We start from the raw sequence: 25,755 nt of genomic DNA, 5'->3' as shown, positions 1-25,755 counted from the left end.
GGCAGGGCCAACAGAGGATGCGTTCACCCACCGCAGCGGAGAATGCCCCGTCGGCAATCGCTCCACAGGCCCCAGCACACCGCGACAAAGAAGCTGAGCACCAGACCGGCCGCCGCAAAAATCGGGCCGCTTGGAAATACGTGGTGCCGACTGACAAACATGGACTCGAAAAGCCGCGTGTTGAAGGTGCGTTCAGGATTCAGTTGTTCTCGGATGTTGATTTCCCGTTGGCGCAGCGCTTGAAGCTGCTTGTCGTTTTCGGCAGACATGCTTGCTAACAATACAGCCTCGGGGAACATGGTTTCCCGCTTTGCCTGATCACGAACACGCGCCAGCTCCGCGAGCTGAGCCTTTCTGGCCTCTTCCACGGCAATCATGCGGGTCACTTCAGCCATATTCGCATTCATCTTGTCCATTGACGGCTTGGCAAGGACCGAGTGTGCACTGATCAACTCGTCCAGAAATTCCTTTGCGTACCGCTGGGCATCCGCCTGAGAGAAGCCGCGCACTGTCAACTCAATAAGGTCTGCATTCTTCAGTTGCGTCGCCTTCAGAGAGCGACGGATGAGATCCGTATTGGCGTTCTCACCGATCCCCAGCGGCAAGCCGAGCTTTTGCAGAACCACATCCTTGAACTGAGGCAGTTGCAGCCGCTCCATGGCCCGGCCTACTGTTTCCACAGGCATCACGGGCGATTGAGGTGTGTCGGTTGCGATCTGGCCGACCTGCACCACCGCGCTGGCCTCCCATTGCTTGGGCAGCATCAGCGCCGCGCCTATCGCGATCGCCCCACCCACAAGGCAGGTCAAAGCGAGCTTTGTCAGATGACGGCGGAAGAACGCCAGGACCTGGACGATCGTCGCCATCACTGCATCCCCATCGGGCGTATCGTCAAGGTGCCGATTAGTGTTCATGGTGCTTCTTCACTCGGTGGTGTTTTTTGACGATCAGCCAACGCGGGGATTGGAACCGAACAATCCGCCAGTAGAGCCAAACATAGAAGAAGATGAAAACGGCGACAAACCCCAACAAGGCAAACTCGTTATTCCAGAACAGCGTTGCTGGCAACACCGCCATCAAACTGAGCAGCCAGAGGTAGGGCGAGGTCATCGAATTGCGTCGCAGCCTGTGCTTCTCATCCTTACTGCCGACGGCCCATCGCATGACGCGCTGATAGATGAGGGTATGCAGATGGACTCCATCAGGGTACCCGGCCGGCACCCCTTTCAATACACGGCGCCGATACATCGAGAACAGCGTCTCGAAGATCGGATAGATCACCATTAGTACGGGATACCACGCCGAGACGCTGCCATTGCGCAGCACCAGCAGAATGCTGCATTCTGCCAGCACGAACCCGATCATGTAAGCGCCGCCGTCTCCCAGGAAAATGTGCCCTGCGGGGAAATTCCAGATGAAGAACCCCAGGATCGCGCCAATCATGGCGAACGCGATGGTCAGAATCAACGTGTCGCCCACATGGAACGCGACATAGGCGAGCGAAACGAACATCATCATTGCCACCATCGACGCCAACCCATTGAAGCCGTCGATGATGTTGATGGAATTGGCCAAGCCCGCCACAGCCACTGTAGTAATCGCAATGGAGATCAAGGGGACTGCCAACGCCAAATCAATCAAATGAAGATCAATCCGCACGATCCTGGCGTTGAGAAGATAGACAGCCACTAGCGCCGCAGCCATAGTCGCCAGCAGCCGCTCCCGTGGACTAACACGCTTTGTCATGTCTTCGATGAAACCGGCGATGAATGCGGGCATAACGCAAACTACAAGATGCAGAAACGGAGAGCCCACTGCCTGCGGATCACGGATCCACGCCGCCACTGCAGCGGCGGCCATCGCCAGCACGATGCCGAGACCGCCGATCCGGGGTACCGGTCGAGCATGGAATTTCTGCACCCCGCTCAGATCCCAGTCGGCCGTAATGTGAGCGTGCAGACTCGAATACCTGATAACCATCAAGGTCACAGCAAACGATACGAGAAAAGCTACCGACAATGTAAGCATAGAATTGCGCGCAGTTTTATCTTCCAACAACCGAGCGCATAGCATTCACACGCGCCAAAGTTTCCTTGTTGAACAGCCTCCGCTCCGCATCGACGAACCATCCAAAGCGGTTGAAATACAGAATCGCGGAGCGGATGTGCTCGCGCAGGAGTCGCCATGAACGGTAGGATCCCTTTCCGTGCTCATGCACGACTTCGGCCTGTGGCAAGAAAATCACCGCGCCCAGGGTCGAAGTGCGACGACAGATATCGACATCCTCTAGGTACATGAAATACCTGGGATCAAACCCCCCCAACGTCGCGAAAACCTCCGACCGGAACGCCAGGAAAGCCCCCGACAGGTTGTTCAGCTGCAATTCCCGGCCATAGTCGAAAGCCTCCAGCTCATAACGCGCGTCAGCCGCCGCATACAGTTGCCGGGGGGCGAACCGCCGAGCAAACAGGTTCCACGGTGTCGGCAGGAGCTTGCAGGACCTGTACAGTGCACCGTCCGGCGACACGATGCGCGGCCCGACCAGCGCGACCTCCCTGCTCTGACGCAGCGCATCGGCCAACGTCCCGACGCAACCCGCCTTGGCCACAATATCGGGATTCACCACTAGGTGGACCTCGGAGCGCAGCGCCGCCAGCCTGCCCAGGACAAGGTTATGCCCCCGGCCGAAACCGACATTGCCCGGCGCATCGAGAATCTCGACGTTTTCCGCCGCCAGGCTGGCGTAAGTGCCCTTTTTTTCGGAGTTATCGACCAGCAGCACGTGGACGCGCGCGTCCGCCTGCACCGACTCGATGCAACGCCTGACCTGATCGGTCGGATTGTTATACAGAACAATTGATGCCGTAATATTAGTCATGAGTTACCAACAGCCTGCCCTGCAATCGTTCGTTCCCGCTGGAACAGGAGACATCATAAATACACCCCTTGAGGGCGGCAGACGAAAAGAAACTATCAATCGCCTGCTCAGCACAACAGCCACCGATGGAGCCTCGGGGCAATTTCTCTCAGATCGCCAAGCCGGCTCATCACGCCGTGAATAATGCCGACTCCGATCGCAATTAATTTCTTCCATTTTCGCCGCTCATAGAGCAGCACACCTATGATCTCGTGCGCCAGCCGTTTCTGGTTATGGATCAAAAACGCAGGCGAATGCCGTGCATGCCGCAAGCTGAGACTGATGCCGTTTCTGCAGCGGTAGTACCTGCGCAATGCACCATGGTGACTCGGTCGAATCCGCACACCTAGGAACCGGTGCTCTTCGCGCTCGCCGATCGCGTGGTTCAGTATGGCGCGCGGGTTGATAAACACGCCAACGCCCTGCTGGGCCGCTCGCAGGCAGTACTCTGTGTCAACATCATCGATGAAATAGTCTTCCCGGAACGGACCGCATGCGGTCAACGCCGCCCGGGTGGCTACCGAACCGCTCGAAATCAGGAACGAGCACGGTATCAGCACAGTGGCCGACTCTGGGATGGGGTCCGCACGATACGTCCAGCGCGAAACCAGATAACGCGGCGAAAACGCGTGCAGGTTGACATCATAGATCTTGGGCCCGATCAGGCAGGCCTCGGGCGCGCTGTCCAGCGCTTCGTCCATGAGCTGGCGGTAATCGGACGGAACTGCCGAATCCTGGTCGAAGAAATAGACTCGGTCGATTCCGTCCGCCAGCAGTGTCTCAACACCACGATTGAACGCCCCCGCGATCCCCCCTCGATTTGCGTTATTCAGAACCTGGACGTTCGGCAGACTGAAGCGGTGACGCAGGGTTGCGTCTGGCGCCGGCGAGTTATCGACGACGATCACGGCATCGAATAGCCGTGCCGTCGCAGCGATCGCAGCGACCTGCTCGTCCGCCGGGCGAAAGGTAACGAAAATAGCTCCCGACTTCAACATTCCACATCCCGCCTTAGTCGATTCTCCTCGGACAACATCCTGTACTGTTGCCCACGTAAATAGACAAGAGAGAAATGCGCAACAAGCAGAACAACCAATCCAATAGAATTATTCATAAAAGGATTAGTGAAAGACAAAGCAAAAATAAATAGAGCAGAGGCGAAATAAGGCCTAGCCACCTTACGCACCCAACCCCTCAAGGAAATAAAATAAGACGAAAGACTAAAAACCCAATACAACCAAAAACCAAGCCCAACCAAGCCCTGTTTATAAAACACCTCAGCCCAAGCAATTTCAATTCGATTTCTTCCATTAATTTCAGCCCCAAAACCATGACCGAATACCACCGAAAAGAAATTCATATCATCAAATATGTATGTCAAGTCCTGCAGCCGAACAACATCGGAATCCGGCTTCGCCACCGCTCCCAACATCTGCCCCTCACCCCAGAACAGAAAAACAATAACAGCGAATACGATGACAAAAAATTTCACTTCCACTCGGAAATAGAGCAAGAAAACTGTTATTGCAATTGCAAGATACATACCCCGGGTATTACAAAGCAGAATTGCCGCGCCAACGATCACTAAACCAATTAACTTCCAGATGTTTATACGCTCCACCAAAAAGAAGAGCGCCACACCGAGGTAAGGAAATCCCTTGTAAAAGAAAGTCCCATTCTCTCTAAAAAAGAAATCATCCCCAGTCGAAAGAAATTGGTAGATCGGATCAAATTTCCCCATTTCAAAAATAAAAAACAAAACAACTAAGTAACAAACCGCCATTCCAACAGTCGAATAAACCAGAAATCGATCCGTCAATGAAAATGTCTTTTTATAATCAAAGCATCTCTGAAAGAAAATTATCGTCATAAAAAAAGATACCTGAGCCACATCGCCCATAACGGCACCTATATCATTTCCCGATGCATAGCCAACAAACGCCCCAAGAACAACGCAAAAAACGAAAAGAAATATCAGAATCTTTGTATCGGGAGATACTCGCGCCCCCCCTTTCATGAAATCCAATAAGGCAACAAGACAACAAATAGACGCGAGCACGCCACGCACAGACACCGGCGAAAATCCCGCCATGCGTCCGCCGCCACCGATCACAACTTCGATCAAGGTAAGTGAATATAAAAATTCCAGCATCGAAAATATCTTAATAAACCCGATCACGAAGTATTTTCAAAGCCCTCAGGGATAATGCGACAACAAAAATATAGCCCGATAAATAACCAGCCATTACACCACCCAAATTCCATCGAGGATATAGGATTGTAATTACTACTACCTGGAGTACTGAAGCGACCGTCCACTTGATCAACACCACCCGGAATACTCGTTCTCGGATCAGGATGCCCGTCAGCAGTGTATCGATCGCTGCCAAGACAGCCAGCCAAATGCCGATGGCTAGGATCGGGGCCGCCCCCGCGAAGCCCACGCCGAACAAGACGCGGACGATGACCGGCGCCATCAACGAAGTAGCTCCGCATGCAATCACAATTGCACCCAGCAAACCCGCTGCGGTCTTGCGGTCCAGCCGGCCGCCCTCGCGGTGATAGATCAGCCTCGGCATCAGCGTATTGGTGACGAGAATCACCATGCCGACCGCGGTTTCGACCAACTGGGCCGCGGCTCCGTAGACTCCGAAACCCTGCGGATCCATGCGATAGGGCAGCAGCAGCCGGTCCGTCTTCAGGAACAAGGCGTAGAACAACAGGCCCCACCAGACCGGCAGCCCTGCACGCACGAGCGACAACAGTTCCACAGCAGTCCACCGGAACCGGAATGCTCCATGGGACGCCAGGAACATCGACGTCACGAGCGCGCCCGCGACCAGCGCTTCGATCGGCCAAGCCGCCGCCAGCAGCGGCAGCGCCGGCCCGCCTAGCACCACAATGCACAGCACAAAGATAGCAAGCCGCAAGGCCAGACCCACTAGGCGACGCAGCGACACCGGCACATTGTTCAGCTGCGCCTGATACCACGAACTCAGCCCGTTGACGGGCTCAGTAACGGCAATGGAACACTGCAGAATTAGCGCGACGAGCAGCGTGCCGCGCAGCGCGACGGGCGCAACAAGCAGGCCCACGCCGTAGCCCGCCAGGATCAACACGCCGAATCCGATGCGCGCGACCAGCGCCGACGACAGCGTGACGGACAACCGCTCCCAATCGTGCGTCGCCTTGAGGCGTGGCAGCAGAATCTCGCCCGGCACGATCAGGCACAGCGCGGAGGTCACCGCAAAGATCGACTGCGCGGCCTGCCAGATGCCATACTTCTGCGGCCCGAAGATGCGCGCAATCACCAGCGTCGCGACCAGCGTCACCCCGATCTGGGCGATCCGCTCGAGCACGACGACGCTCGAGTTGGTGAGTGTCCTGACGACACCGGTACGTTGAATGGGAGTTCCTGTCATGTGATTTGTGTCAACGGGAAGGCCACCCCCACCCATGCGGCAGCTCCTGGACCTGGTCTTCCCGGAAACACTCCTGCGAGATTTAACCTGTGCGCCCTCTAGCACCATGCCGGCAAGCAGCCACGCGAGGCACGACGCACCTTCCTCAGTCGAACAAGTCCGCGCCGGCAAACCGGGCGCCCCCGGCGTCTTTTGCCGCCAGGATTGGTGTGCCCTGGACCGGCCACTCAATGGCGAGGTCCGAGTCATTCCAAACAATGCTGCGCTCGTGCTCGGCGTACCAGTAGTCCGTGGTCTTGTACAGGAACTCGGCGTAATCAGAAGTCACGACGAAGCCATGTGCAAACCCTTCCGGCACCCACAGTTGGCGCTTATTCTCCGCTGACAGCGTTACGCCAACCCACTTGCCAAAAGTCGGGGAGCTCTTGCGCAAATCGACCGCGACGTCGAAGACTTCGCCAACCGCCACACGCACCAGCTTTCCCTGCGGATGCTGGATCTGGTAGTGCAAGCCGCGCAGCACGCCGCGGGCCGAACGCGAATGGTTGTCTTGGACGAACGTTCGCTTGACACCGGTCGCCTGCTCGAAGCTACGCGCATTAAAGCTCTCGAAGAAGAAGCCGCGATCATCCCCGAACACCTTCGGCTCCAGGATCAGAACCTCCGGAATAGCGGTACGAATTACGTTCAGGTTCATTTGACGGTTTCCGAAATGATGTGCTGCAGATACTTGCCGTAACCGTTCTTGCTGAGCGGCTTCGCAAGCGCGGCGACCTGCCCGGCGCTGATCCAGCAGTTGCGATACGCAATCTCTTCGGGGCAGGCCACCATCAGCCCTTGGCGGTTCTGCAGTGTCGCGATGAACGTCGCTGCTTCCAGCAGCGAATCGTGCGTTCCGGTGTCGAGCCAGGCATAGCCGCGGCCCATGATCTCGACGTCCAACTGGCCCTGAGCCAGGTAGTGCTTGTTGACGTCCGTAATCTCGAGCTCGCCGCGTGCCGACGGCTTGATGTCGGCGGCAATGTCGCACACCTGGTTGTCGTAGAAATACAGTCCGGTAACCGCATAGTGCGAACGCGGGTTGGCCGGCTTTTCTTCCAGCGAGAGCGCACGGAAGTTTTGATCGAACTCAACCACGCCATAGCGCTCCGGATCGTGGACGTGATAGGCGAAGACGGTGGCGCCCGACTGTTGCGCAGCGGAACGCGCCAGTTGAGCCACGAGATCGTGACCGTGGAAAATGTTGTCGCCAAGGATCAATGTCGACGGATCATTGCCGACAAAGTCGCGTCCGATAATGAACGCTTGCGCCAAGCCGTCCGGTGAGGGCTGCACTGCATATTGCAGGTTGATCCCCCACTTGCTGCCGTCGCCGAGCATGTCGGCAAATCGCGGCGTGTCCTCCGGCGTGGAGATGATCAGGATGTCCCGAATCCCCGCCAGCATCAGCGTGGACAGCGGGTAATAGATCATCGGCTTGTCGTACACCGGCAGCAGCTGTTTCGAGACTGAGCGAGTGATCGGGTAAAGTCGCGTGCCGGAGCCGCCGGCCAAAATGATGCCTTTACGCATTGCAGTGCTTTCAGGAAAAGGTTTGATCCAGTAGGAAGTGAATGCCCTGTTGCCAATCCGGCAAATGGATGCCGAACGTTTCGGTCAGTTTGGTGGTGTCCATACGAGAGTTGGCAGGGCGCGGTGCGGGCAGCGGATACGCCGTTGCGGGGATGGCTTCGATGCGTTCCGAATCGACTTTCAGTTCCACTCCACGCGCCTTGGCGTAGCGCAGCACGGCTGTGGCGTAGCCGTGCCAAGTCGTTTCACCGGCGGCCGCTAGGTGATATAGGCCGCCAGGGAATGCTGCACGGTCACCCGACAGCCAAAACCGCGCAATAATCTGCGCCGTCACGTCGGCAATCAATGCAGCAGTGGTCGGTGCGCCAAACTGGTCGGCGATCACACGCAAGCTATCCCGTTCACGGCCAAGCTTTAGCATCGTCTTGGCGAAGTTGCCGCCGTGTGCGCCGGCTACCCAGCATGTACGCAGGACCAGCGCCGCCGCGCCTGACGATGTAATCGCCTGTTCACCGGCATGCTTGCTCTTGCCATACACAGACTGGGGATTGACAGCATCAGTCTCGACATACGCACCATCTTTCGCGCCATCGAACACGTAATCGGTGCTGTAGTGAACGAGCAGGCTGCCCAGCGCCTTCGCCTCTTCAGCCAACACGCCAGGTGCGGTACCGTTGACCGCGAATGCCGATTCCGCATCGGTCTCAGCCTTGTCCACGGCGGTGTACGCGGCCGAGTTGACGATCACATCAGGGCGATGCTCGCGCACCAAACGACGCAGCTCATCCGGCTTCGCGAGGTCGCAAGCCGCGCGATCGAGCGCTATCACCTCGCCCAGCGGAGCAAGGCTGCGACGCAACTCGAAGCCCACCTGGCCGTTGCTGCCTGTCACAAGCAGCCGCGGAACAACCGACGACTTACGCTGCATATTGCTTCGCCACCCAGTTGCGATACTCGCCCGAGACCACGTCTTGCACCCAGGCTTGATTGTCCAGATACCACTGCACCGTCTTGCGCAGCCCGGTCTCAAACGTTTCAGCCGGCTTCCAACCGAGTTCGCGCTCGAGCTTGCGGGCATCGATGGCATACCGGCGATCATGGCCGGGGCGGTCCTTCACGTACGTGATCTGATCACGATAGGAGCCCGTGGCCTTAGGCTTCAGTTCATCGAGCAGATCGCACAGCGTGTAAACCACGTCCAGATTGGTCTTCTCGTTCCAGCCGCCGACGTTGTAAGTCTCGCCCAAGCGGCCGCGTGCGAGCACTTCGCGAATCGCCGCGCAGTGATCCCCCACGTACAGCCAATCACGCACGTTCAGACCATCGCCATACACCGGAAGCGCCTTGCCGCCGAGCGCGTTGGTGATCATCAGCGGAATCAGCTTCTCGGGGAAATGATAGGGGCCGTAGTTGTTCGAGCAATTCGTCGTCACCACCGGCAGACCATAGGTGTGGTGATAGGCGCGAACCAGGTGGTCCGATGCCGCCTTGGACGCCGAATACGGGCTATTGGGTGCGTACGGGGTCGTTTCCGAAAATTGCGGGTCAGTCGGGCTCAACGAGCCGAAAACCTCGTCGGTGGAAACGTGCAGGAAGCGGAACTGTGCCTTGGCTTCTGCGTCCAGCCCACTCCAGTAGGCACGAACGGCTTCGAGAAGCGTGAACGTGCCAACGATATTGGTCTGGATAAACTCGCCGGGGCCATGGATGGAGCGGTCCACGTGGCTTTCGGCAGCAAAGTGAATCACCGCGCGCGGCTTGTACTGTGCGAACAGCAAGTCGAGCGCAGCACGATCGCAGATGTCCGCTTGCGAGAAGACGTGGCGCGAATCCTGCTCAACAGCAGCCAGCGTCTTCCGATTGCCTGCGTAGGTGAGTTTGTCGACGTTAACGATTCCGTCAGCACTCGGGTTCGCCAACCAGTTCAGAACGAAATTGCCACCAATAAAGCCGGCACCGCCGGTGACCAGAATGTGGGACAAACTGTGTACTCCTTTTCGCGCGCCTTCTGCGTGCCTATAGAATCCGCTGTGCCAACCGTGCGGAAGTCAGCGGAATTGTCAACTATGGAGGGAAGTCGCGTATTCTATCTGACCCTTGGGTAGGCCCCGCCAAAGGCTGTCATCTTTTTGTAGCGGGCTGTAACACAATTGACATATTGAGGTTTTAGCAGCGCTTTGAGCATGGCTCGCCTCACAAGATCACCGTGTCGACTTCTCCCCACGCCATCGGCGACCTCCAAGGCTGCTGTTCCCCCCTCCAGACGCTCCTAGCCGCCCTGCCCGCCAACGCCCCGCTGCGCTTCGTCGGCGACCTCGTCAATCGTGGCCCGGATTCCCTCGCGACGCTGCGCCAAGTCATCGCTTTATGCGAGACGGGCCGCGCCCGCACGGTGCTTGGCAACCACGACATCCATTTGTTGGCCGTGGCCGCGGGCGTGCGCAAACCGGGCAAGCGAGACACCATCGCTGATATCCTGTCCGCGCCCGATAGCGACCAACTCATCACATGGTTGCGGCATCAGCCGCTGGCCATCTTCGAGAACAGTTTCCTGATGGTGCACGCCGGCGTCCTGCCGCAATGGACGACCGGCGACGTGCTCGAACTCGCTGGCGCCGTGGAGCGCGAGTTGCGCAGCCCGCACTGGAAGGCCTTCCTGGCCGGCGCGTTCGGCAACCACCCGGCCAAGTGGAGTAACGATCTCGTCGGCATGGACCGCTTGCGTCTGACCATCAACGCCCTCACCCGTCTGCGCTTCTGCACGGCCGACGGCGCGATGGAGTTCGAGACGACCGACGCTGATGGCGCGCCCGATGGCCACATGCCATGGTTCGACGTGCCGGGCCGCCGCACGCGCGGCGCGCCCATCGTCTTCGGGCATTGGTCCACGCGCGGGCTGGTGATGCGCGACGACGTGATGGGCCTGGATACCGGCTGCGTGTGGGGCGGCAAGTTGACCGCCGCGCGCATGACTGCCGCACCAGCGGGACGCCAGATCGTGCAGGTTCCCTGCAAGCAAGCACTCGACCCACTTGCACACAAGCGCCAACCCGCGTCTGGTTAACGCACATCGCAAATCAATCGAAATTAGTCCGATCGAGCTGGACTCTGACTGGCGACCGCCCCCATGCAGATCTTGCGCGCGCAAGTACGCTGGCCATGCGATGCACGCCACATCGCCATAAAAATCGTTACCAGTTATGGCATGATCCCACGTTAACTTTCGTGAACCTACGACGCCCCGACTATTCCCTATGAGCCCTTTCTCCATATGGCCCGCCTTCTTCATTATTGCGGCGTGCCTAGCACTGGTCACGCCCGCTCGCCCGTGGGTCTTCCTTGATGCTCCGCCAAGCCAATCCAGCGCTCGCTATACCTCGCTGGATGGATTACGAGGGTTTCTAGCCTTGGCTGTGGTCATGCACCACACTTCCATCACTTACGGGTACGTTCAGACAGGGATCTGGCAACTTCCACCCTCATCGTTCTACGCCATGCTGGGGCAGGTTGGTGTCGCGGTCTTTTTTATGATCACGGCCTTTCTATTTTGGGGCCGCCTTCTTGACGAGGGGTCACGGATCAATTGGGCTGCGCTATATTGCAATCGCTTTTTCCGGATTGTCCCGTTGTACCTGGCTGCCGTCGCGTTCATGTTTGCCGTCGTGGCACACCGAACGGGCTTTCAGTTGCATGTCCCCGTCACGCAGTTGGTCGGAGAATTATTTCAATGGATCCTGCCATCCATCATAAAAGTTCCGCCCGGCATCAACGGCTATGCAGGTCCGGGGCTTATCCTGGCTGGTGTGACTTGGACTATTTATTATGAGTGGTTGTTCTACCTGTCCCTGCCACTCCTGGCCGTCGGCGCCAAAAGCCGGTCGCCGGCTGCTTTTCTACCCATTATTGCGTTTCTGCTGATTTACTCACAAAACATATTCGATTCGATCGATCGATATTTTATTGCCCTATTTTTCTGCGGCATGTTTGCTGCCAGCATGGCCCGGCGCAGTCCGAATATCCTTGGGGACAATAAAATGAAATCCGTCGCCTGCGTAGTCCTGTTGTTTGCGGTATTTCTCCGCTACGACACCGCTTACGCATGGGGTCCAGTCTTGCTTCTCGGTGCGTTTTTCCTGTTGATATCCAGCGGAGCTACGCTGTTTGGCCTTCTAAAAAGCAGGGGTGCTCAACGACTGGGAAATATTAGTTACAGCATCTACCTTCTCCAAGGCCCGGTTCTGGTGGTACTTTTTTCTCAAAAGATACTAGGAAAATACGCGCTGCAGAGCCCGGAACACTACTGGCTTGTTGCACTGCTGGTTTCCCTGATACTCGTCTGCATCAGTACGGTCACCTATCGATTCATTGAGAAGCCAGGTATTTCGTTGGGTAGACAACTGATACGGCAGCATGCCCAAACAGCAGCCCAGCGTGCTCCCTTGGATGCAGCGGCTCTGCCGTTATCCACAAATAAATAATCGAGAACAGATTCAAGGATTTATCGAGCGGCCGCACATAAGAAGTAGTCGGCAGCTCTTAGCCCGCGCGCTCGATCAGCGCGGCAACGGCTTCCTGGCTATGTGCGGCCAGCGCACGGCGATCCATCTCCGGAGCCACGGCGGGGCCCACCAACACTTCCACGACCAACGGCGGCCCGTTCAGCATGGCGTTGATCGTGTCCATCATCGACAGATCACCGATATACGCGGGAATGGTCGTCAGCTCGCCCGTGGCCGCAACGCGATAGCGCAGCGCCAGCGGGCGGATCGGTGCGCCAGCGCTGACCGGCGCCTGAAACAGGTTGGCATGAAACGGCAGCAGTTGGAGCCCATCCGACGTCGTCCCCTCGGGAAACACGCAGATGGCGTCTCCACCGCGCATTGCATCGGCGATGACGTGCATGATGCGATGCGCATCGCGCTTGCGGGCACGCTCGACAAACAGCACACCGGTCTGCGCGCACAGCCAACCGATCACCGGCCAGCTACGGATTTCCGATTTAGCGACAAAGCGCGGCGGATGCCAACTGTTGATCGCGTAGATGTCGATCCACGACACGTGGTTAGACACCAGCATCGACCCGGCCAACTCTTTGCTCCCGACCCGCTCACCGTGCACGACGAGCGAGACGCGAAACAGCGCCAGCAACTTGCGCGACCAACGTTGGATCAGCGCCTGCTTGCGCTTCGGCCCAATCCACCAGAACAGCAACGCACACGTGGTAAGGCCCTCGGCCAAATGCACGAGCAAGCGCAGCTTGCGCAACACCTGCTTGCGCTGCGGCGGGCTTACCTCGGCGGCGGCGCTTTCCACGCGCTGGTCAATGCCCGTCATAGGCAAGGTGGCCGGCAACCATCGTGGCGCGCACGCGACCAGCGAGTTCGAAGCCCAGGTACGGCGAGTTCTTGCCTTGGCTGCGCAGGGTGCGCGGCTCCAGCTTCCAGGTCGCGTCCGGATCGAACACGCACACATCGGCCATCGCGCCCACTTCCAGCGAGCCCGCCTGCAGGCCCAGCACGCGTGCCGGTTCGCTGGTGATGCGCGCCAGCGCCTTCGACAACTCGACCTGATACTCGGCGGCCCAGCGCAGCGTCAGCGGCAGCAGGGTTTCAAGACCGGTTGCACCGGGCGTGGCCTCGGCAAACGGCAGCAGCTTCTCGTCGTCGTCCACCGGGGTGTGGTCGGAGCAGATCGCGTCGATGGTGCCGTCGGCCAGCGCGCGCACGATGCCATCACGGTCGCGGCCCGAGCGCAGTGGCGGAACGAAGCGCATCTGCGAATTGAAGTAGCCGATGTCGACGTCGGTCAGCGAGATATGGTGGACGTTCACGTCGCACGTGACCGGCAAGCCCTCGGCCTTGGCACGGCGCACGAGGTCGATACCGGCAGCCGACGACAGGCGGCACAGGTGCACACGCGCGCCGGTGCTGCGGATCAGTTCGAAGATGGTGTGCAGGCGCACGGTTTCCGCAATCACGGGCACGCCCGACAGGCCCATGCGCGACGCCAGCGGGCCACTTGCTGCCACCCCGCCTTTGCCCAGGTATGGGTCTTCCGGACGCAGCCAGACGGTAAAGCCGAAGGTCTGCGCGTACTGCAGGGCGCGCATCAGCACCTGCGTATCGGCCATTGGCGCGTCAGCTTGCGAGAAACCGACGCAGCCGGATTCGGTCAGTTCGGCCATCTCGGTCAGCACCGAACCCTTCAGGCCGACAGTCAGCGCGCCCAGCGGATACACGTGCGCTTGGTTCAGGTTGCGCGCGCGGAACTTGAGCATCTCCACCAGACCGGGCTCGTCCAGCACCGGGTCGGTATCCGGCGGGCACACCAGCGAGGTCACGCCCCCGGCCATCGCCGCCGCCATCTCCGATTCGAGCGTTGCCTTGTACTCGTAGCCCGGCTCGCGCAGGCGGGCGGACAAGTCGATCAGGCCGGGGCAGACGATCAGGCCCGTCGCATCGACCGTCTTGTTGGCATGGAAATCCGCCGGCGCGTGGCCGACACCGACCACCTTGCCCGCAGCGATGTACAGATCCTGTTGCGCGTCGATGCCGTTGGCCGGGTCGATCAGGCGGCCACCTTTGATATGCAGTTTCATCGGTCAGTCTTAGTCGTTGTTGCCAGCCACGATACCCATGACGGCCATCCGCACAGCAATGCCGAACGTCACTTGATTCAGGATCACCGATTGCACGCCGTCGGCCACGGCGGAGTCGATCTCCACGCCGCGGTTCATCGGGCCCGGGTGCATGACAATGGCGTCCGGCTTGGCCAACGCCAGACGCTCCTGCGTGAGGCCGTAGGCTTTGAAGTATTCCTGCGCAGACGGCAGCAGCGCGCCGCTCATGCGCTCGTTCTGCAGGCGCAGCATGATGACCACGTCCACGCCCTTAAGACCCTCTTCCATGTTGTGGAAGACGCGCACGCCCATGTGCTCCAGGCCGCCCGGCAGCAACGTACGCGGGCCGATGGCGCGCACCTCGGCACAGCCCAGCGTCGTCAACGCATGGATGTCGGAACGCGCCACGCGCGAGTGCAGGATGTCACCAACGATCGCCACCGTCAGGTTGGAGAAATCTTTCTTGTAGTGGCGGATGGTGTACATGTCGAGCAGCCCCTGCGTGGGGTGCGCATGGCGGCCATCGCCTGCGTTGATCACGTGCACGTGCGGCGCGACGTGTTCGGCAATCAGGTAGGGCGCGCCCGAGCTGGCGTGGCGCACGACAAACATGTCCGCCTGCATGGCTGACAGGTTGTTGATCGTGTCGAGCAGCGACTCGCCCTTGCTGGTGGACGACGCATTGATGTTCAGGTTGATCACGTCCGCCGACAGCCGCTTGGCCGCAATCTCGAACGTGGTGCGCGTGCGCGTGGAGTTTTCGAAGAACAGGTTGAACACGCTCTTGCCGCGCAGCAGCGGCACCTTCTTCACCTCGCGATCGGAATCCGACACGGAGACGAACTGCTGCGCGGTGTCCAGCACGTGCGTGAGGATGTCGCGCGACAGCCCCTCGATCGACAGCAGGTGCTTGAGCTCGCCGTTTTTCGTGAGCTGCGGGTTGGCGAAAGTCTTGGGCATGGAGAGACGAAAGGCGACGAGGTCAGGTCAAAGCGAAAGCAATGCAGCGCGCGAGCTCAGGCACCCTTGGGCTCGCGCGTGAAGGTAAAGCGTGTAGAGGCGCCTTCGCCGGATTCGCTCAGCACGAGCGACTCATTGGCGGGCAGCGCGATGCACTCGCCGATGTAATCCGGAGCCACCGGCAACTGGCGCTCGCCACGGTCAACCAGCACAGCCAGTTCCACCGCGGCCGGGCGGCCGTAGTCGAATAGTTCATTGATGGCCGCACGGATGGTGCGGCCGCTGGCCAGCACGTCGTCCACCAGCAGGATGCGGCGCTCGTTCACATCGTACGGCAGCGTGGTTGGCTGCGCCTTGGCGTGCAGGCCTTTCTTCGCATAGTCGTCGCGGTGCATGGCGACGTTGACGACGCCGTATTCCGGCAGGCCCAAGTCATGCGCCAGACGCTTGGCGATCCACGCGCCGCCGCTGACAATGCCGGCCACCGACCAGGCATGGCCATCGGCCATCCGCGTGCGCAGTTGTGCAACGAGGCTCTGATACAGCGCCTCGGCATCGATCTGTTGCGATGTCATGCGTGTGATTCGTCGAAGAACTGTTGGAGGATGATGCGCGCGGCTTCAGCGTCGAGCACATCGTCGGAGGCACCGGCATCCTGTGCGGCGATCGACGAATAGCGCTCGTCCACCCAGGTGACCGGCAGGCCATAGCGGCCATGCAATTGATTGCCGAAGCGTTTGGCGAGCTTGATCATCGGCTGCTCGTCGCCGTCGGGGTGGACGGGCATGCCGACCACGAAACCAACGGGCTGCCATTCTTTGATCAGCCGCGTGATCTGCTCGAAACGGAAATCGACCGAGCGGTTGGGGATGGTCTCCAGCGCCCGCGCCGAGCGCGTAATGGAGTTGCCAAGCGCCACGCCGATGCGCTTTTCGCCGTAATCGAATGCCAGCAAGGTGCCTTCAGCGGGCACGGAAGCAGTGGCCGGACCCGTCGACGATGCGGGCTCAGGCATGCCCTGCCTCGCCCGACAGCATGGCGGGGTTGATGCCGAGCAGGTTCAGCGCAGCAGCAAACCGCTCTTCGGCAGGCACATTGAAGATGATTGCGGGATCGGCCTGGACAGTCAGCCAGCCGTTGCGGCTGATTTCTTCTTCCAACTGACCGGCGCTCCAACCGGCATACCCGAGGGTCAGGATGAACCGATGCGGGCCGCCACCTTGGGCGACGGCTTCCAGCACATCTTTCGAGGTGGTCATTTCCAGCCCGCCCGGCACCGCCAGCGACGACGAATACGTGCCAGTGGCGTCATGCAGCACAAAGCCGCGCTCGGTCTGCACCGGGCCGCCGTAATACACGGATTGTTCTGCGAGGGGGTGGATTTCGAGCTTCAGGTCGATCTTGTCGAACAACGTCGCCAAGTCGATGTCGATGGGGCGGTTAATAACGAGACCGAGCGCGCCGCGCTCGTTGTGCTCGCACATGTACACGACCGTGCCCGAAAACGTGGAATCCGCCATGCCGGGCATAGCGATCAGGAACTGATTCGTGAGATTGATAGGTGCGTCCGGCGAGGCCATGGGGGCTAGTTTACCAAAAGCCCCCGGCCGCTGCCCCTTTCATTTGGAGGAATCTGCCTTCGGCGCAAGGTTTTTTGGAGGTGGCGCATTGTGGCGCTTTAAGCACTCGCCCCGGCAGCGTGCGGCGGCGTGGTGTTCAGCGCCTCCAGATCAGCGGCTTCCAGCCAACGCCATTCGCCCGGCGCCAGACCCTCGAGCGACAAGCCGCCGATGGCGCTGCGGTGCAGTCCGACCACGTGGTTGCCGGCGGCGGCCACCATGCGTTTCACCTGATGGTATTTGCCCTGCGTGAGTGCCATGCGCAGGTGGTGCGTGTCCACGCGCTGGCCCCAAGCGGCGGCAACGTTTTCATTCTCGTCAGCCAACAGCACGCCGGCGCACAACTGGGCGATCTGCGCGTCGGTCACGGGCTCGGCGGTGGTGATTTCGTACACCTTGGGCACCTGGTGGCGCGGGCTGGTGACGGTGTGAACGAACTGGCCGTCATCGGTGAGCAGCAGCAGGCCCGTAGTGTCCTGGTCGAGCCGACCGACACATTGCACCGCGCGCTCACGCAGCGGCACCGGCAGCAGCGTGTACACGCTCGGGTGATGCTTCGGTTTTTGCGAGCACTCCACGCCGGCCGGCTTGTTGAGCATCAGATAGGCGCGTGCGTGATACACCCAGCGCTCGCCGTCCACATCGAGTACCAATCCGGCGGTATCGACCAGCGCATCGGGGCTTTCCATCTCCACGCCGTTGATGAACACCAGACCCGCGAGCACGAGGTCTTTGCAATAACGGCGTGTGCCGAAGCCCTGGGATTGCAGGATGCGATACAGCGGAAGACGAGCAGAGGAATCAGCCATGACAACAACGTGAAAAAGGAAATGCGGCGCGATTTTTGCGGATTTTTGCCGGGTTTTTGTTATACGCTCGGCCAATCTCAAGATCAGCCAACAACACCCGATGCCGCCCACCACCGGAACCCGCCAGCCCTACACCGTCGGAGCGCATTTCCAGCGGGGGCTTGTGTGGTTCCGACGCGATCTGCGGCACGTTGATCACGCGGCGCTGCATTATGCCCTGCGCCACTGCCGCCAGGTCTATTGCGTATTCGTGTTCGACCGCGACATCCTCGACGCACTGCTGGCGCGCGGGCTCAAGGCCGACCGCCGCATCGAGTTCATCCGTGCATCCATCGAGGAATTGCGCAACGCCCTGCGCGAGGCCGGCGGCGATCTGATCGTCGTGCACGATCACCCGCGCCGTGCGATTCCCGACATCGCACGCCAGCTCAACGTCGAAGCCGTCTTCGCCAACCATGACGAAGAACCTTCTGCGCAGGCCCGCGATGAAGCGGTGCGCAAGGCGCTCGCGCAGCAACCATGCGCATGGTTCGACTTCAAAGACCAGGTGATCTTCGAGCGCGACGAAATTCTCAATGGCCAAGGCAAACCGTATGGCGTCTTCACGCCTTACAAGAACGCATGGCTGGCCGCGCTCACGCCCTTCGACCTGCGTGCATATCCGACAGAGCCCCACTTCGGCGCGCTGGCCAAACCGCCGCACGCGCTTGCGCATGCCACGCCAACGCTGGAAGCGATGGGCTTCGCTCGTTCAAACCTCTCAGAAATCTCCCTGCCGACCGGGATGTCGGGCGGCGAAGCGCTGCTGGACGAGTTTGAAGCGCGCATGGATGACTACCACGCGCGCCGTGACTTTCCCGCCGTGCGCGGGCCGAGCTATCTCTCGACACATCTGCGCTTTGGCACGGTCTCGATCCGCACGCTTGCAGCGCGCGCGCACGCCGCCATGCTGCGCGGCAGCCGGGGCGCGGCCACATGGCTGTCGGAGCTGGTCTGGCGCGACTTCTATTTCATGATCCTGCACCACCGTCCGGATCTAGCGGATGGTGCATCCTTCCATCCGGAATTCGACCGCATCCGCTGGGTGGACGGCGACACCGGCGACGCGCGCTTCGAAGCATGGAAGGCTGCACACACGGGGTACCCGCTCGTCGATGCGGCCATGCTACAGATCTTCCAGAGCGGCTATATGCACAACCGCCTGCGCATGGTGGCTGCCAGCTTTCTCATCAAAGACTTGGGCATCGACTGGCGACGCGGCGAGCAGTACTTTGCCGACGTGCTCAACGATTTCGATTTCGCCGCCAACAACGGTGGTTGGCAATGGGCGGCCTCCAGCGGGTGCGATGCGCAGCCGTGGTTCCGCATCTTCAACCCGGTCACGCAATCGGAGAAGTTCGATCCGCAGGGTCGCTTCATCCGCAGATATCTGCCGCAGTTGGCGAAGCTACCCGACAAGTACATCCATGCGCCGTGGACGGCCCCGGCTGGCGTGTTGAAGGAAGCGGGCATCGTGCTGGGCGAGGCCTACCCGTTGCCCATCGTCGACCATGCCGGCGCACGCGCGGCGACGCTCGACCGCTATGCCGTTACCAAGGCGCATCGCACGTCGGGTGCCGAGGCAGCGGCAATGCGCAAGACCAGTCACGACGATTAAAGATTGCTACGCACCAAAGGCAACGGGCCGGTAGAACACCGGCCCGTCGTTGTTTTTGCGAAGCGCGTCGTCAGCCTGCGTTGGCCGCCGCCGGTGCGCGTTCGCCGATGAGGTTGCGCAGATGCCGCAGCAGCTCCTCTTCGTTGTACGGCTTGCCCAGGTAGACGTTCACGCCAATCTCCGCAGCGTAGCGGCGGTGCTTATCCGCCGTACGCGAGGTGATCATGATGATCGGCGTGGCGCCAATACGTTCGTCTGCACGCACGTTGCGCGTGAGATCGAAACCGTCCATGTGCGGCATTTCGATGTCGACGAGCATCGCGTCGGGCGTGACTTCCTGCAGTTGACGCAGCGCATCCACACCGTCGCGCGCGAGCACGGCCTGATAGCCGGAGCGCGTGAGCAGACGCTGCGTGACCTTGCGCACCGTGAGCGAATCGTCGACCACCATGACGATCGGCTGCGTCGCCAGACCCGGCACGGCGTCGGTGCTGCCATCGCGGTGCAGCTCGGCCACGGCGCCTGTCGCCTCCTGATCGGACAGCCCGCGCGCGGCGGCTTCGCGCTCGAAGCGCTGCGTGAGCACCACGGGGTTGTAGATCAGTACGATTTCGCCATCGCCCAGCGTGGTCGCCCCGGCAATACCCTCCAGGCGTGCAAGGTGCGGGCCGATGTGCTTGACCACCACTTCGCGGTTGCCGATCACTTCGTCCACATGCACGGCGGCGCGGTCTGCGCCGTTGCGCACCACCACGGCCGGCGAGTACTTGCGGCCGCCCGTGACAGACGCCGCTTCTTCAAGCAACACACCAAAGTAGTGGAACGGCACCGGGCCCGTCGGCAATTGCAGCGCGGCCGCGTTGTACGCCTCGGCCAGCGCCTGCGGACGCAGTTGCTGGACGTGGTCGATCATGCCCGACGGAATCGCATACACACGCTCGCTCACGCGCACCAGCAGCACCTGCGTAATGGCGGTGGTCAGCGGCAGGTGGATGGTGAAACGCGTGCCGACTTCCGGCGTGGTCTGCAGCGAAATCCGGCCGCCCAGGGCCACGGTCTCGGCACGCACCACGTCCATGCCCACGCCACGGCCGGCCAGCTCCGACACCTGGTCGGCGGTGGAGAAGCCCGGCGTGAAGATCATCTCTGTGAGGCGCGCGTCGCTGGCGTCTTCGTCGGCGGCCAGCAGTTGGCGCTCGAGTGCGCGGGCGCGGATGCGGTCGAGGTTCAGACCCGCGCCGTCGTCCACGAAGTGCAGCACGACTTCATTACCTTCCTGCTGCACTTCCAGCGTAAGTTCGCCAGCGGGTGCCTTGCCTTTGGCGCGTCGATCGTCGGCAGATTCAATGCCGTGCGCGACGGCGTTGCGGATCATGTGCTCCAGCGGGCCGCCCATGCGGTCCAGCACGCTGCGATCCAATTCCACCGTACCGCCCTTGATGAACAGTCGGACTTCCTTGCCGGTTTCCGACGCCGCCTGACGCGCCACGCGATACAAGCGGTCGGCCACGGTATCGAACTGCACCATGCGCGCACGCATCAGGCTGCGCTGCAGGCCGCGCGTGAGGCGTGCCTGCGTTTCCAGATCGAGCGATGCCTGATCGAAACCGCGGAACAAGTTCTGCTGCACCGTGGCCACGTCATTGACGGATTCGGCCATCATTCGCGTGAGTTCCTGCAGGCGCGTGAAGCGGTCGAATTCCAGCGGATCGAACGATTCGTCGTGCGCGGCCGCATCGGCAATGCGCGACTCCATCTGCGTTTCGGCCTGGATTTCGATCTCGCGCACCTGCGAGCGCAAACGCGCCACGTTGTCGTTCAGTTCCGACAGATAGGTCTTGAGCGCATCGACTTCCGACTCGAGACGCGCACGGGCGGCGCCAACTTCGCCCGCATCGTTGATGAGCGAATCAAGCGCGCGCGCCTGCACGCGCACCATCGCGCGCTGGCGTTCGGCCACTTCCAGCGCTTCGGCTTCGGGGCTGCGCGTGCCGGTCAGGTCGACGCCCGCCGATGCCGCCACGGCCGGCAGCATTGAGGCGCCGGACGATGCCTGCACGTCGGTGGCCGCTTGCTGCGCGTCGGCAGCATCGGCAAGACCGGCATCCAGCGGCAACAGGTTGCCCGCGCCAAGTGCATCGACGTGTGCCTGGATGCGGTCGAACCAGACGTAGAGCTTGCGGAACAGCACGTCGTCCACGCGGTTCTGGCGCAGGCCACCCTCAATGGCGCTTTCCATTTCGTGCGCGGCCTGGCCCAGCGTCATGGCGCCAGCCATGCGCGCGCTGCCCTTGACGGTGTGCAGGTTGCGCAGCAGCAGGCCGGCGGCATTGCGGTCTTGCGGCGCGGCTTCCCACGCGCGCAGGTGCTGGCCGAGTTCTGGCAGCGCAACGTGCGCTTCTTCCAGGAAGATTTCCAGCAGCGCAGGGTCGAGCGCGTCGGCAGGTGCCTGGCGAACCAGTTCACCCACCGCCGGTTCGGCGATCGGCGACGCATGCACGGGCGCCAGTGCCGGCACGAACGTTGGCGTGATTGCGGTGGGCTCAAACCCAGGCTCGCCAGCCACGCCGGCGGGTTGGTTTTCGGCCCGCTCGGCGTCCGTAAAGGCGGCCGGCGCAGGCTCCAGCGGCAGGCGTGGGCGCACCAGCAGGCGCTCGCACAGTTCGTCCAGGCTGCGGCGCAGCGGCTCGTCGGCGTCCGGCCAGAGGCTGGCGGCAAACTGATGCAGCATGCCGCGCATACGCTCGATGGCTTGATCAAGCAGGCGGAAGTCACCCGGATGCATCGCCACCGGGCGGCTGTTCAGGTTCAGCAGCACTTGCTCCAGCGCGGCGGCCAACTGGCGCACCGGCTCCAGTTCGACCACGGCGGAGCTGCCTTGCAGCGTGTGCGCGGCGCGCAGGGCCAGCTCGCTCGGCGGCGTGCGGCCTTCGTGCCGCCACTCCGAGAAATCCACGCCCAGACGGCGGATCAGATCATCGGCTTCCTGCAGATAGACGTTGTACAGCGCCACGCTGATGCGAACCGGGCCGATCTCCTTCACGCCGTCGTCGTGCGGTGCTTCCTCGGGCTCGCCAGTCTGGGCGAATGGGAATGGGATCACCTTGGCATCGGCATCGTCACCAACCAGCTCGGCTGCGGTTTGCGCAATGACTTCCTCGATGGGCTCGGCAAGCGGCTCGACTGCGGCAGGCTCGGCCACCGGAGCGATTGCCTCGGGCATCGGCGCTTCGACTTCTGGCAACGCGGGTTCGTCATCCCACGTGAGCGCGACGGCTTGTTCCGTTTCTGCCACGGGCCCATCGGTCGCTGCCAGCGCCATCGGCTGCACGGCGCTCGCGTCGTGCGATGTGGTTTCCGCTGCCGGTGCGTCCTGTTCTGCGTGTTCGGCAGGTGCTGGCACTTCAGCCATGGCCTCCAGCCACACGAACGGACCACCGTGGCGCACGCGCTCGGCGGCGGCGACCAGCGGTTCGATGGCGTGATCGGCCTGCGGCGATTGCGCAATGGCAGCAGCCCAAGTCGACAGTTCGGACTCGGCACGCGCCAGCAACGCAGCCAGGTCGTGCGTCGGCACACGGCTCTCGGCCAACCACACGTTCATCACTTGCTCGATGGCCCAGGCTGCCTCGCCATAACGCGTGAGGCCAACCATGCGGCCCGAGCCCTTGAGCGTGTGGAACGCGCGGCGCAGTTGCGTGAGCAGGTCCAGGTCAGAGCCTGCAGCCAGCCCGCCCGTGCCCATATCGGCAGCGGCTTGCAGGCCATGCAGATCGGCGCGCACACCGGCCAGCACTTCTTCGGCTTCAGACAGGAAGATGTCGAGCAGCTCGGCATCGATCGATTGGGTATCCCGCACGGCAGCCGGTACCGGTGCAATGGCAGCGGCAGGCACGGCAGCCGGTGCCGCCAATGCGGCCTGCATGCGCTCAAGCGCGCCGGGGCTGCCAACCTGCCATGCGTCGAACTGGGCCAGCGCCTCTTCCAAACGGCGGCGGCGTGCCGGATCATCGTCAATGGCGGCGGCATCACGCGCTTCTTGCAGCGTGGTGCGCAGTTCGGCCGCCAGCGGATCAGTCGAGTCAACCGGCTGCTTGGCCAGCAGGCGGTCCAGCAGCGATTGCAGCGGCGACGCTGCATCGGCATTGGCGATGTCTGCGCCGGCTTGCGCTTCAGATTGCGGCTCGCGGCGGGCCAGCATGCCGGATTCAGAATCGAAGGCGAACTCGCGCCACGCAGTTTCACGCTCGGTCGGCGTCAGTTGGGCTTCGATGATGATCTCGTCGACCTGGCCGCCGGTCAGCTCGGTGCCGGCTGACAGCGCGTCGAGCAGAGCCTGCAGACCGCTGACGTTGGCGGCCAGCGCGGCCAGGTAGCGTTCACGATCAGCCGCCGCGCCTGCGTCCGCGGCTTGCAGCGCGGCGATGGTTGATTGCGCGGCTTCGGTGGCGTGCACGGCCTCGTAGGTGTCGAGCGCGGCAAAGGCACTCTGCATCTCGCCAAACAGGCGGGCGGCTTCGTGCAGGCCACCACTCTCCTCACCTTCGCGCTCGAAGGCATCGAGGTGCGTTTCGGCTGAGGCCAGCAGCGTTTGCAGCGCGCGGACCTGCTCGGCGCGCGTGCGGCGTTGTGCGGTTTCCTCGGCCAGCAGCATGAGCCATGCGGGCGCAGGCACCGCGTGACCGTCTTGCGTGGCGCGTGCGTGTTCGGCCAGTTCACTGCAGCGGGCGGCAAACCACGCGCTGCGCAGGTCGCCGGATTCGCCATGCAGCGCCCACGGGCGGGCCAGCATGCGCGAGAGGAACTGCAGCGTGGGCGCAACGTCCTGCACTCCAGCTTCCGTCAGGCGGTTCGACAGGTCGGACAAGGCCGGCTGGCCCAGCGCATCGGCGTGCAGCGCGAGCGTCTGCAGTGCGGCGTCAAGTTCGTCTGCGGCGGGTGCGGGTTGTTGGCTGAGTGCTTCGAGCGCGCGGCCAACACGCTGCAGCGTGTCGCTGGTGTCTGTCGGCAGCAGCGCGTAGTACTGGCGCGTGTGCAATGCGCCGGCCGGTGCGTGCGTAGGCGGAATCGCAAAGGCCTGCACGCAGGCAACGATGTCCGGGCCCAGCGTGTCGTCACCCACGGGCACTGCGGGCGCATTGCTGTAGGCCATGCCGGCCAGCAGATACAGCGCGTCGGTCAGCAGGCCTTGAGGCAGGTGAACGTTGTTGTGCGAGTACTGGCGCAGCAGCAGGTTGACACGCGCGGCCAGGCGCTTGGCAGTCATGTCGGCCGGCACCAGGCCGGCACGCAGTGCGCCAAAAGTCAGTGCCAGCACAAGCCACAGATCGCGCTGCAGATCGTCGCCGGTGCGGCGCGGTTCGCGCTCAAGAGCACGAATACCGTGCAACAGTTTTTCCAGCGGCGCGTAGGCGGCGGCAGCGGCGGACGGATCGACCTGCGCACCGTCGGCATTGGATGCCGGTGCGCTGGATGGCGCACGCAAGGCAGTCAGCAGCGCGAGTTCGAACTTGCGGCGCAGGCGCGCCAGCCCCGGCAAGTCGCGCGAGGGCAGCAGCAGCGCCGGCAGGTGGCGCAGCTCATCGGCCCACAAGTCGGCCGGGTGAATACGCTCTTCGCCCAGGCGGGCGAGCACGGTTTGATACGGTTGGAACAGGCGCAGCGGCTCTTCAGCCATGCCGGCCATCAGATCGACCACGTATTCCTGCAGTGCCTGCACGGCGCGCGAGAGCACGTCCAGCGTCTGCACATCAGCAGCTACGGTGCCCGCATCAACCGCTTCGAGCAGGCGTTTGGCGGCCTGGCAATACACATCGACACCACGCAGGCCGACGATCAGCAGCGCGCCGGCCGCCTGGTGCAGATACTGGCCAGCCAAGCGCAGCGACGTCGTATCGCGCGCACCGATGACTTCCGGGTTGGCGATGACATCGGCCGTGTATTCGCCGAACTCGCGCACGGCGTCGTCCAGTGCGGCGCGCATATTGGGCGCCACCCAAGCCAGCGCAGAAAGATCACGCGCGGGCACGACAGACTTCGGGCGCACCACAAGGGCTCCAACCGCTTCCAGAGAAGCGGATTCGGGCTGGGCGGAAGATTGATGACGCATGTGTGCTTCCAAAAAGCAGGTGGCGGTTGCCCTGGGTTGCCCCCCTTGGCGTTCCCGCCCGAAATCCAGTG

General features: G+C 61.6%; 21 protein-coding genes. 3 read left to right on the top strand and 18 right to left on the bottom strand.

Features of this window, described 5'->3' with window-relative positions:
* Nucleotides 1-23: 23 nt before the first annotated feature.
* The 10 genes from PSUB009319_RS08760 to rfbB all read right to left on the bottom strand — a co-directional run bounded on the left by PSUB009319_RS08760 (nt 24) and on the right by rfbB (nt 9,893).
* Nucleotides 24-914 (bottom strand): chain-length determining protein, encoded by an 891-nt coding sequence (locus PSUB009319_RS08760; protein WP_124381844.1) that lies wholly within the window; start codon nt 912-914, stop codon nt 24-26.
* Nucleotides 904-2,028, bottom strand: a complete 1,125-nt coding sequence (locus PSUB009319_RS08755) for a glycosyltransferase (protein WP_124381941.1) — start codon at nt 2,026-2,028, stop codon at nt 904-906. Before PSUB009319_RS08755 ends, PSUB009319_RS08760 begins: the two co-directional genes overlap by 11 nt.
* 16 nt (nt 2,029-2,044) lie before the next feature.
* Nucleotides 2,045-2,878, bottom strand: coding sequence for a glycosyltransferase family 2 protein (locus PSUB009319_RS08750; protein ID WP_124381843.1), 834 nt, complete (start codon nt 2,876-2,878; stop codon nt 2,045-2,047).
* 107 nt (nt 2,879-2,985) lie between these two features.
* Nucleotides 2,986-3,915: a glycosyltransferase family 2 protein gene (locus PSUB009319_RS08745; RefSeq protein WP_124381842.1), complete on the bottom strand. Its 930-nt coding sequence runs from the start codon at nt 3,913-3,915 to the stop codon at nt 2,986-2,988.
* Nucleotides 3,909-5,069 carry a hypothetical protein gene (locus tag PSUB009319_RS08740; protein ID WP_124381841.1) on the bottom strand — a complete coding sequence of 387 codons (1,161 nt, stop codon included), beginning with the start codon at nt 5,067-5,069 and terminating at the stop codon, nt 3,909-3,911. Before PSUB009319_RS08740 ends, PSUB009319_RS08745 begins: the two co-directional genes overlap by 7 nt.
* 10 nt (nt 5,070-5,079) lie before the next feature.
* Nucleotides 5,080-6,339, bottom strand: coding sequence for a lipopolysaccharide biosynthesis protein (locus PSUB009319_RS08735; protein ID WP_124381840.1), 1,260 nt, complete (start codon nt 6,337-6,339; stop codon nt 5,080-5,082).
* A gap of 145 nt (nt 6,340-6,484) precedes the next feature.
* Complete coding sequence (rfbC, locus tag PSUB009319_RS08730; RefSeq protein WP_124381839.1) at nt 6,485-7,036, bottom strand: dTDP-4-dehydrorhamnose 3,5-epimerase; 552 nt, start codon at nt 7,034-7,036, stop codon at nt 6,485-6,487.
* Nucleotides 7,033-7,911: a glucose-1-phosphate thymidylyltransferase RfbA gene (rfbA, locus tag PSUB009319_RS08725; protein ID WP_124381838.1), complete on the bottom strand. Its 879-nt coding sequence runs from the start codon at nt 7,909-7,911 to the stop codon at nt 7,033-7,035. The genes rfbC and rfbA overlap by 4 nt, the downstream gene beginning before the upstream one ends.
* Nucleotides 7,912-7,921: 10 nt before the next feature.
* Nucleotides 7,922-8,839 (bottom strand): dTDP-4-dehydrorhamnose reductase, encoded by a 918-nt coding sequence (rfbD, locus tag PSUB009319_RS08720; protein WP_124381837.1) that lies wholly within the window; start codon nt 8,837-8,839, stop codon nt 7,922-7,924.
* Nucleotides 8,829-9,893 (bottom strand): dTDP-glucose 4,6-dehydratase, encoded by a 1,065-nt coding sequence (gene rfbB, locus PSUB009319_RS08715; protein WP_124381836.1) that lies wholly within the window; start codon nt 9,891-9,893, stop codon nt 8,829-8,831. The genes rfbD and rfbB overlap by 11 nt, the downstream gene beginning before the upstream one ends.
* Before the next feature lie 218 nt (nt 9,894-10,111).
* Between rfbB and PSUB009319_RS08710 the strand changes: the two genes are divergently transcribed.
* Together PSUB009319_RS08710 and PSUB009319_RS08705 are read left to right on the top strand one after the other, a co-directional pair.
* Nucleotides 10,112-10,975 (top strand): symmetrical bis(5'-nucleosyl)-tetraphosphatase, encoded by an 864-nt coding sequence (locus PSUB009319_RS08710; RefSeq protein ID WP_124381835.1) that lies wholly within the window; start codon nt 10,112-10,114, stop codon nt 10,973-10,975.
* 190 nt (nt 10,976-11,165) lie between these two features.
* The gene (locus PSUB009319_RS08705; RefSeq protein WP_124381834.1) at nt 11,166-12,389 is read left to right on the top strand and encodes an acyltransferase; all 1,224 of its coding nucleotides are present in this window, start codon (nt 11,166-11,168) and stop codon (nt 12,387-12,389) included.
* A gap of 58 nt (nt 12,390-12,447) precedes the next feature.
* Here the strand turns inward: PSUB009319_RS08705 and PSUB009319_RS08700 are convergent, their stop codons facing one another.
* The 7 genes from PSUB009319_RS08700 to PSUB009319_RS08670 form a co-directional block, all read right to left on the bottom strand.
* Nucleotides 12,448-13,245, bottom strand: a complete 798-nt coding sequence (locus tag PSUB009319_RS08700; protein ID WP_124381833.1) for a 1-acyl-sn-glycerol-3-phosphate acyltransferase — start codon at nt 13,243-13,245, stop codon at nt 12,448-12,450.
* Nucleotides 13,232-14,509, bottom strand: a complete 1,278-nt coding sequence (locus PSUB009319_RS08695; RefSeq protein WP_124381832.1) for a dihydroorotase — start codon at nt 14,507-14,509, stop codon at nt 13,232-13,234. Before PSUB009319_RS08695 ends, PSUB009319_RS08700 begins: the two co-directional genes overlap by 14 nt.
* 9 nt (nt 14,510-14,518) lie before the next feature.
* Complete coding sequence (locus tag PSUB009319_RS08690; RefSeq protein WP_065856972.1) at nt 14,519-15,490, bottom strand: aspartate carbamoyltransferase catalytic subunit; 972 nt, start codon at nt 15,488-15,490, stop codon at nt 14,519-14,521.
* A 56-nt stretch (nt 15,491-15,546) separates the two neighbouring features.
* Complete coding sequence (gene pyrR, locus PSUB009319_RS08685; RefSeq protein WP_124381831.1) at nt 15,547-16,065, bottom strand: bifunctional pyr operon transcriptional regulator/uracil phosphoribosyltransferase PyrR; 519 nt, start codon at nt 16,063-16,065, stop codon at nt 15,547-15,549.
* Entirely contained in the window at nt 16,062-16,505 is a 444-nt protein-coding gene (ruvX, locus tag PSUB009319_RS08680) for a Holliday junction resolvase RuvX (protein WP_124381830.1), read from the bottom strand. The genes pyrR and ruvX overlap by 4 nt, the downstream gene beginning before the upstream one ends.
* Nucleotides 16,498-17,070, bottom strand: a complete 573-nt coding sequence (locus tag PSUB009319_RS08675; protein ID WP_124381829.1) for a YqgE/AlgH family protein — start codon at nt 17,068-17,070, stop codon at nt 16,498-16,500. Before PSUB009319_RS08675 ends, ruvX begins: the two co-directional genes overlap by 8 nt.
* Before the next feature lie 98 nt (nt 17,071-17,168).
* Nucleotides 17,169-17,918, bottom strand: a complete 750-nt coding sequence (locus PSUB009319_RS08670; RefSeq protein ID WP_124381828.1) for a pseudouridine synthase — start codon at nt 17,916-17,918, stop codon at nt 17,169-17,171.
* 100 nt (nt 17,919-18,018) lie between these two features.
* Here PSUB009319_RS08670 and PSUB009319_RS08665 point away from each other — a divergent pair, with 100 nt between their 5' ends.
* On the top strand, nt 18,019-19,575 hold the full coding sequence (locus PSUB009319_RS08665) for a deoxyribodipyrimidine photo-lyase (protein WP_124381827.1): 1,557 nt from the start codon (nt 18,019-18,021) through the stop codon (nt 19,573-19,575).
* 70 nt (nt 19,576-19,645) lie between these two features.
* Here PSUB009319_RS08665 and PSUB009319_RS08660 read toward each other — a convergent pair whose 3' ends face one another.
* Complete coding sequence (locus tag PSUB009319_RS08660) at nt 19,646-25,684, bottom strand: Hpt domain-containing protein (RefSeq protein WP_124381826.1); 6,039 nt, start codon at nt 25,682-25,684, stop codon at nt 19,646-19,648.
* Nucleotides 25,685-25,755 lie beyond the last annotated feature (71 nt).

It is taken from the genome of Ralstonia sp. SET104, from assembly GCF_003851545.1.
Classification (GTDB): domain Bacteria; phylum Pseudomonadota; class Gammaproteobacteria; order Burkholderiales; family Burkholderiaceae; genus Ralstonia.
This window is presented reverse-complemented; position numbering and strand designations above follow the sequence as displayed.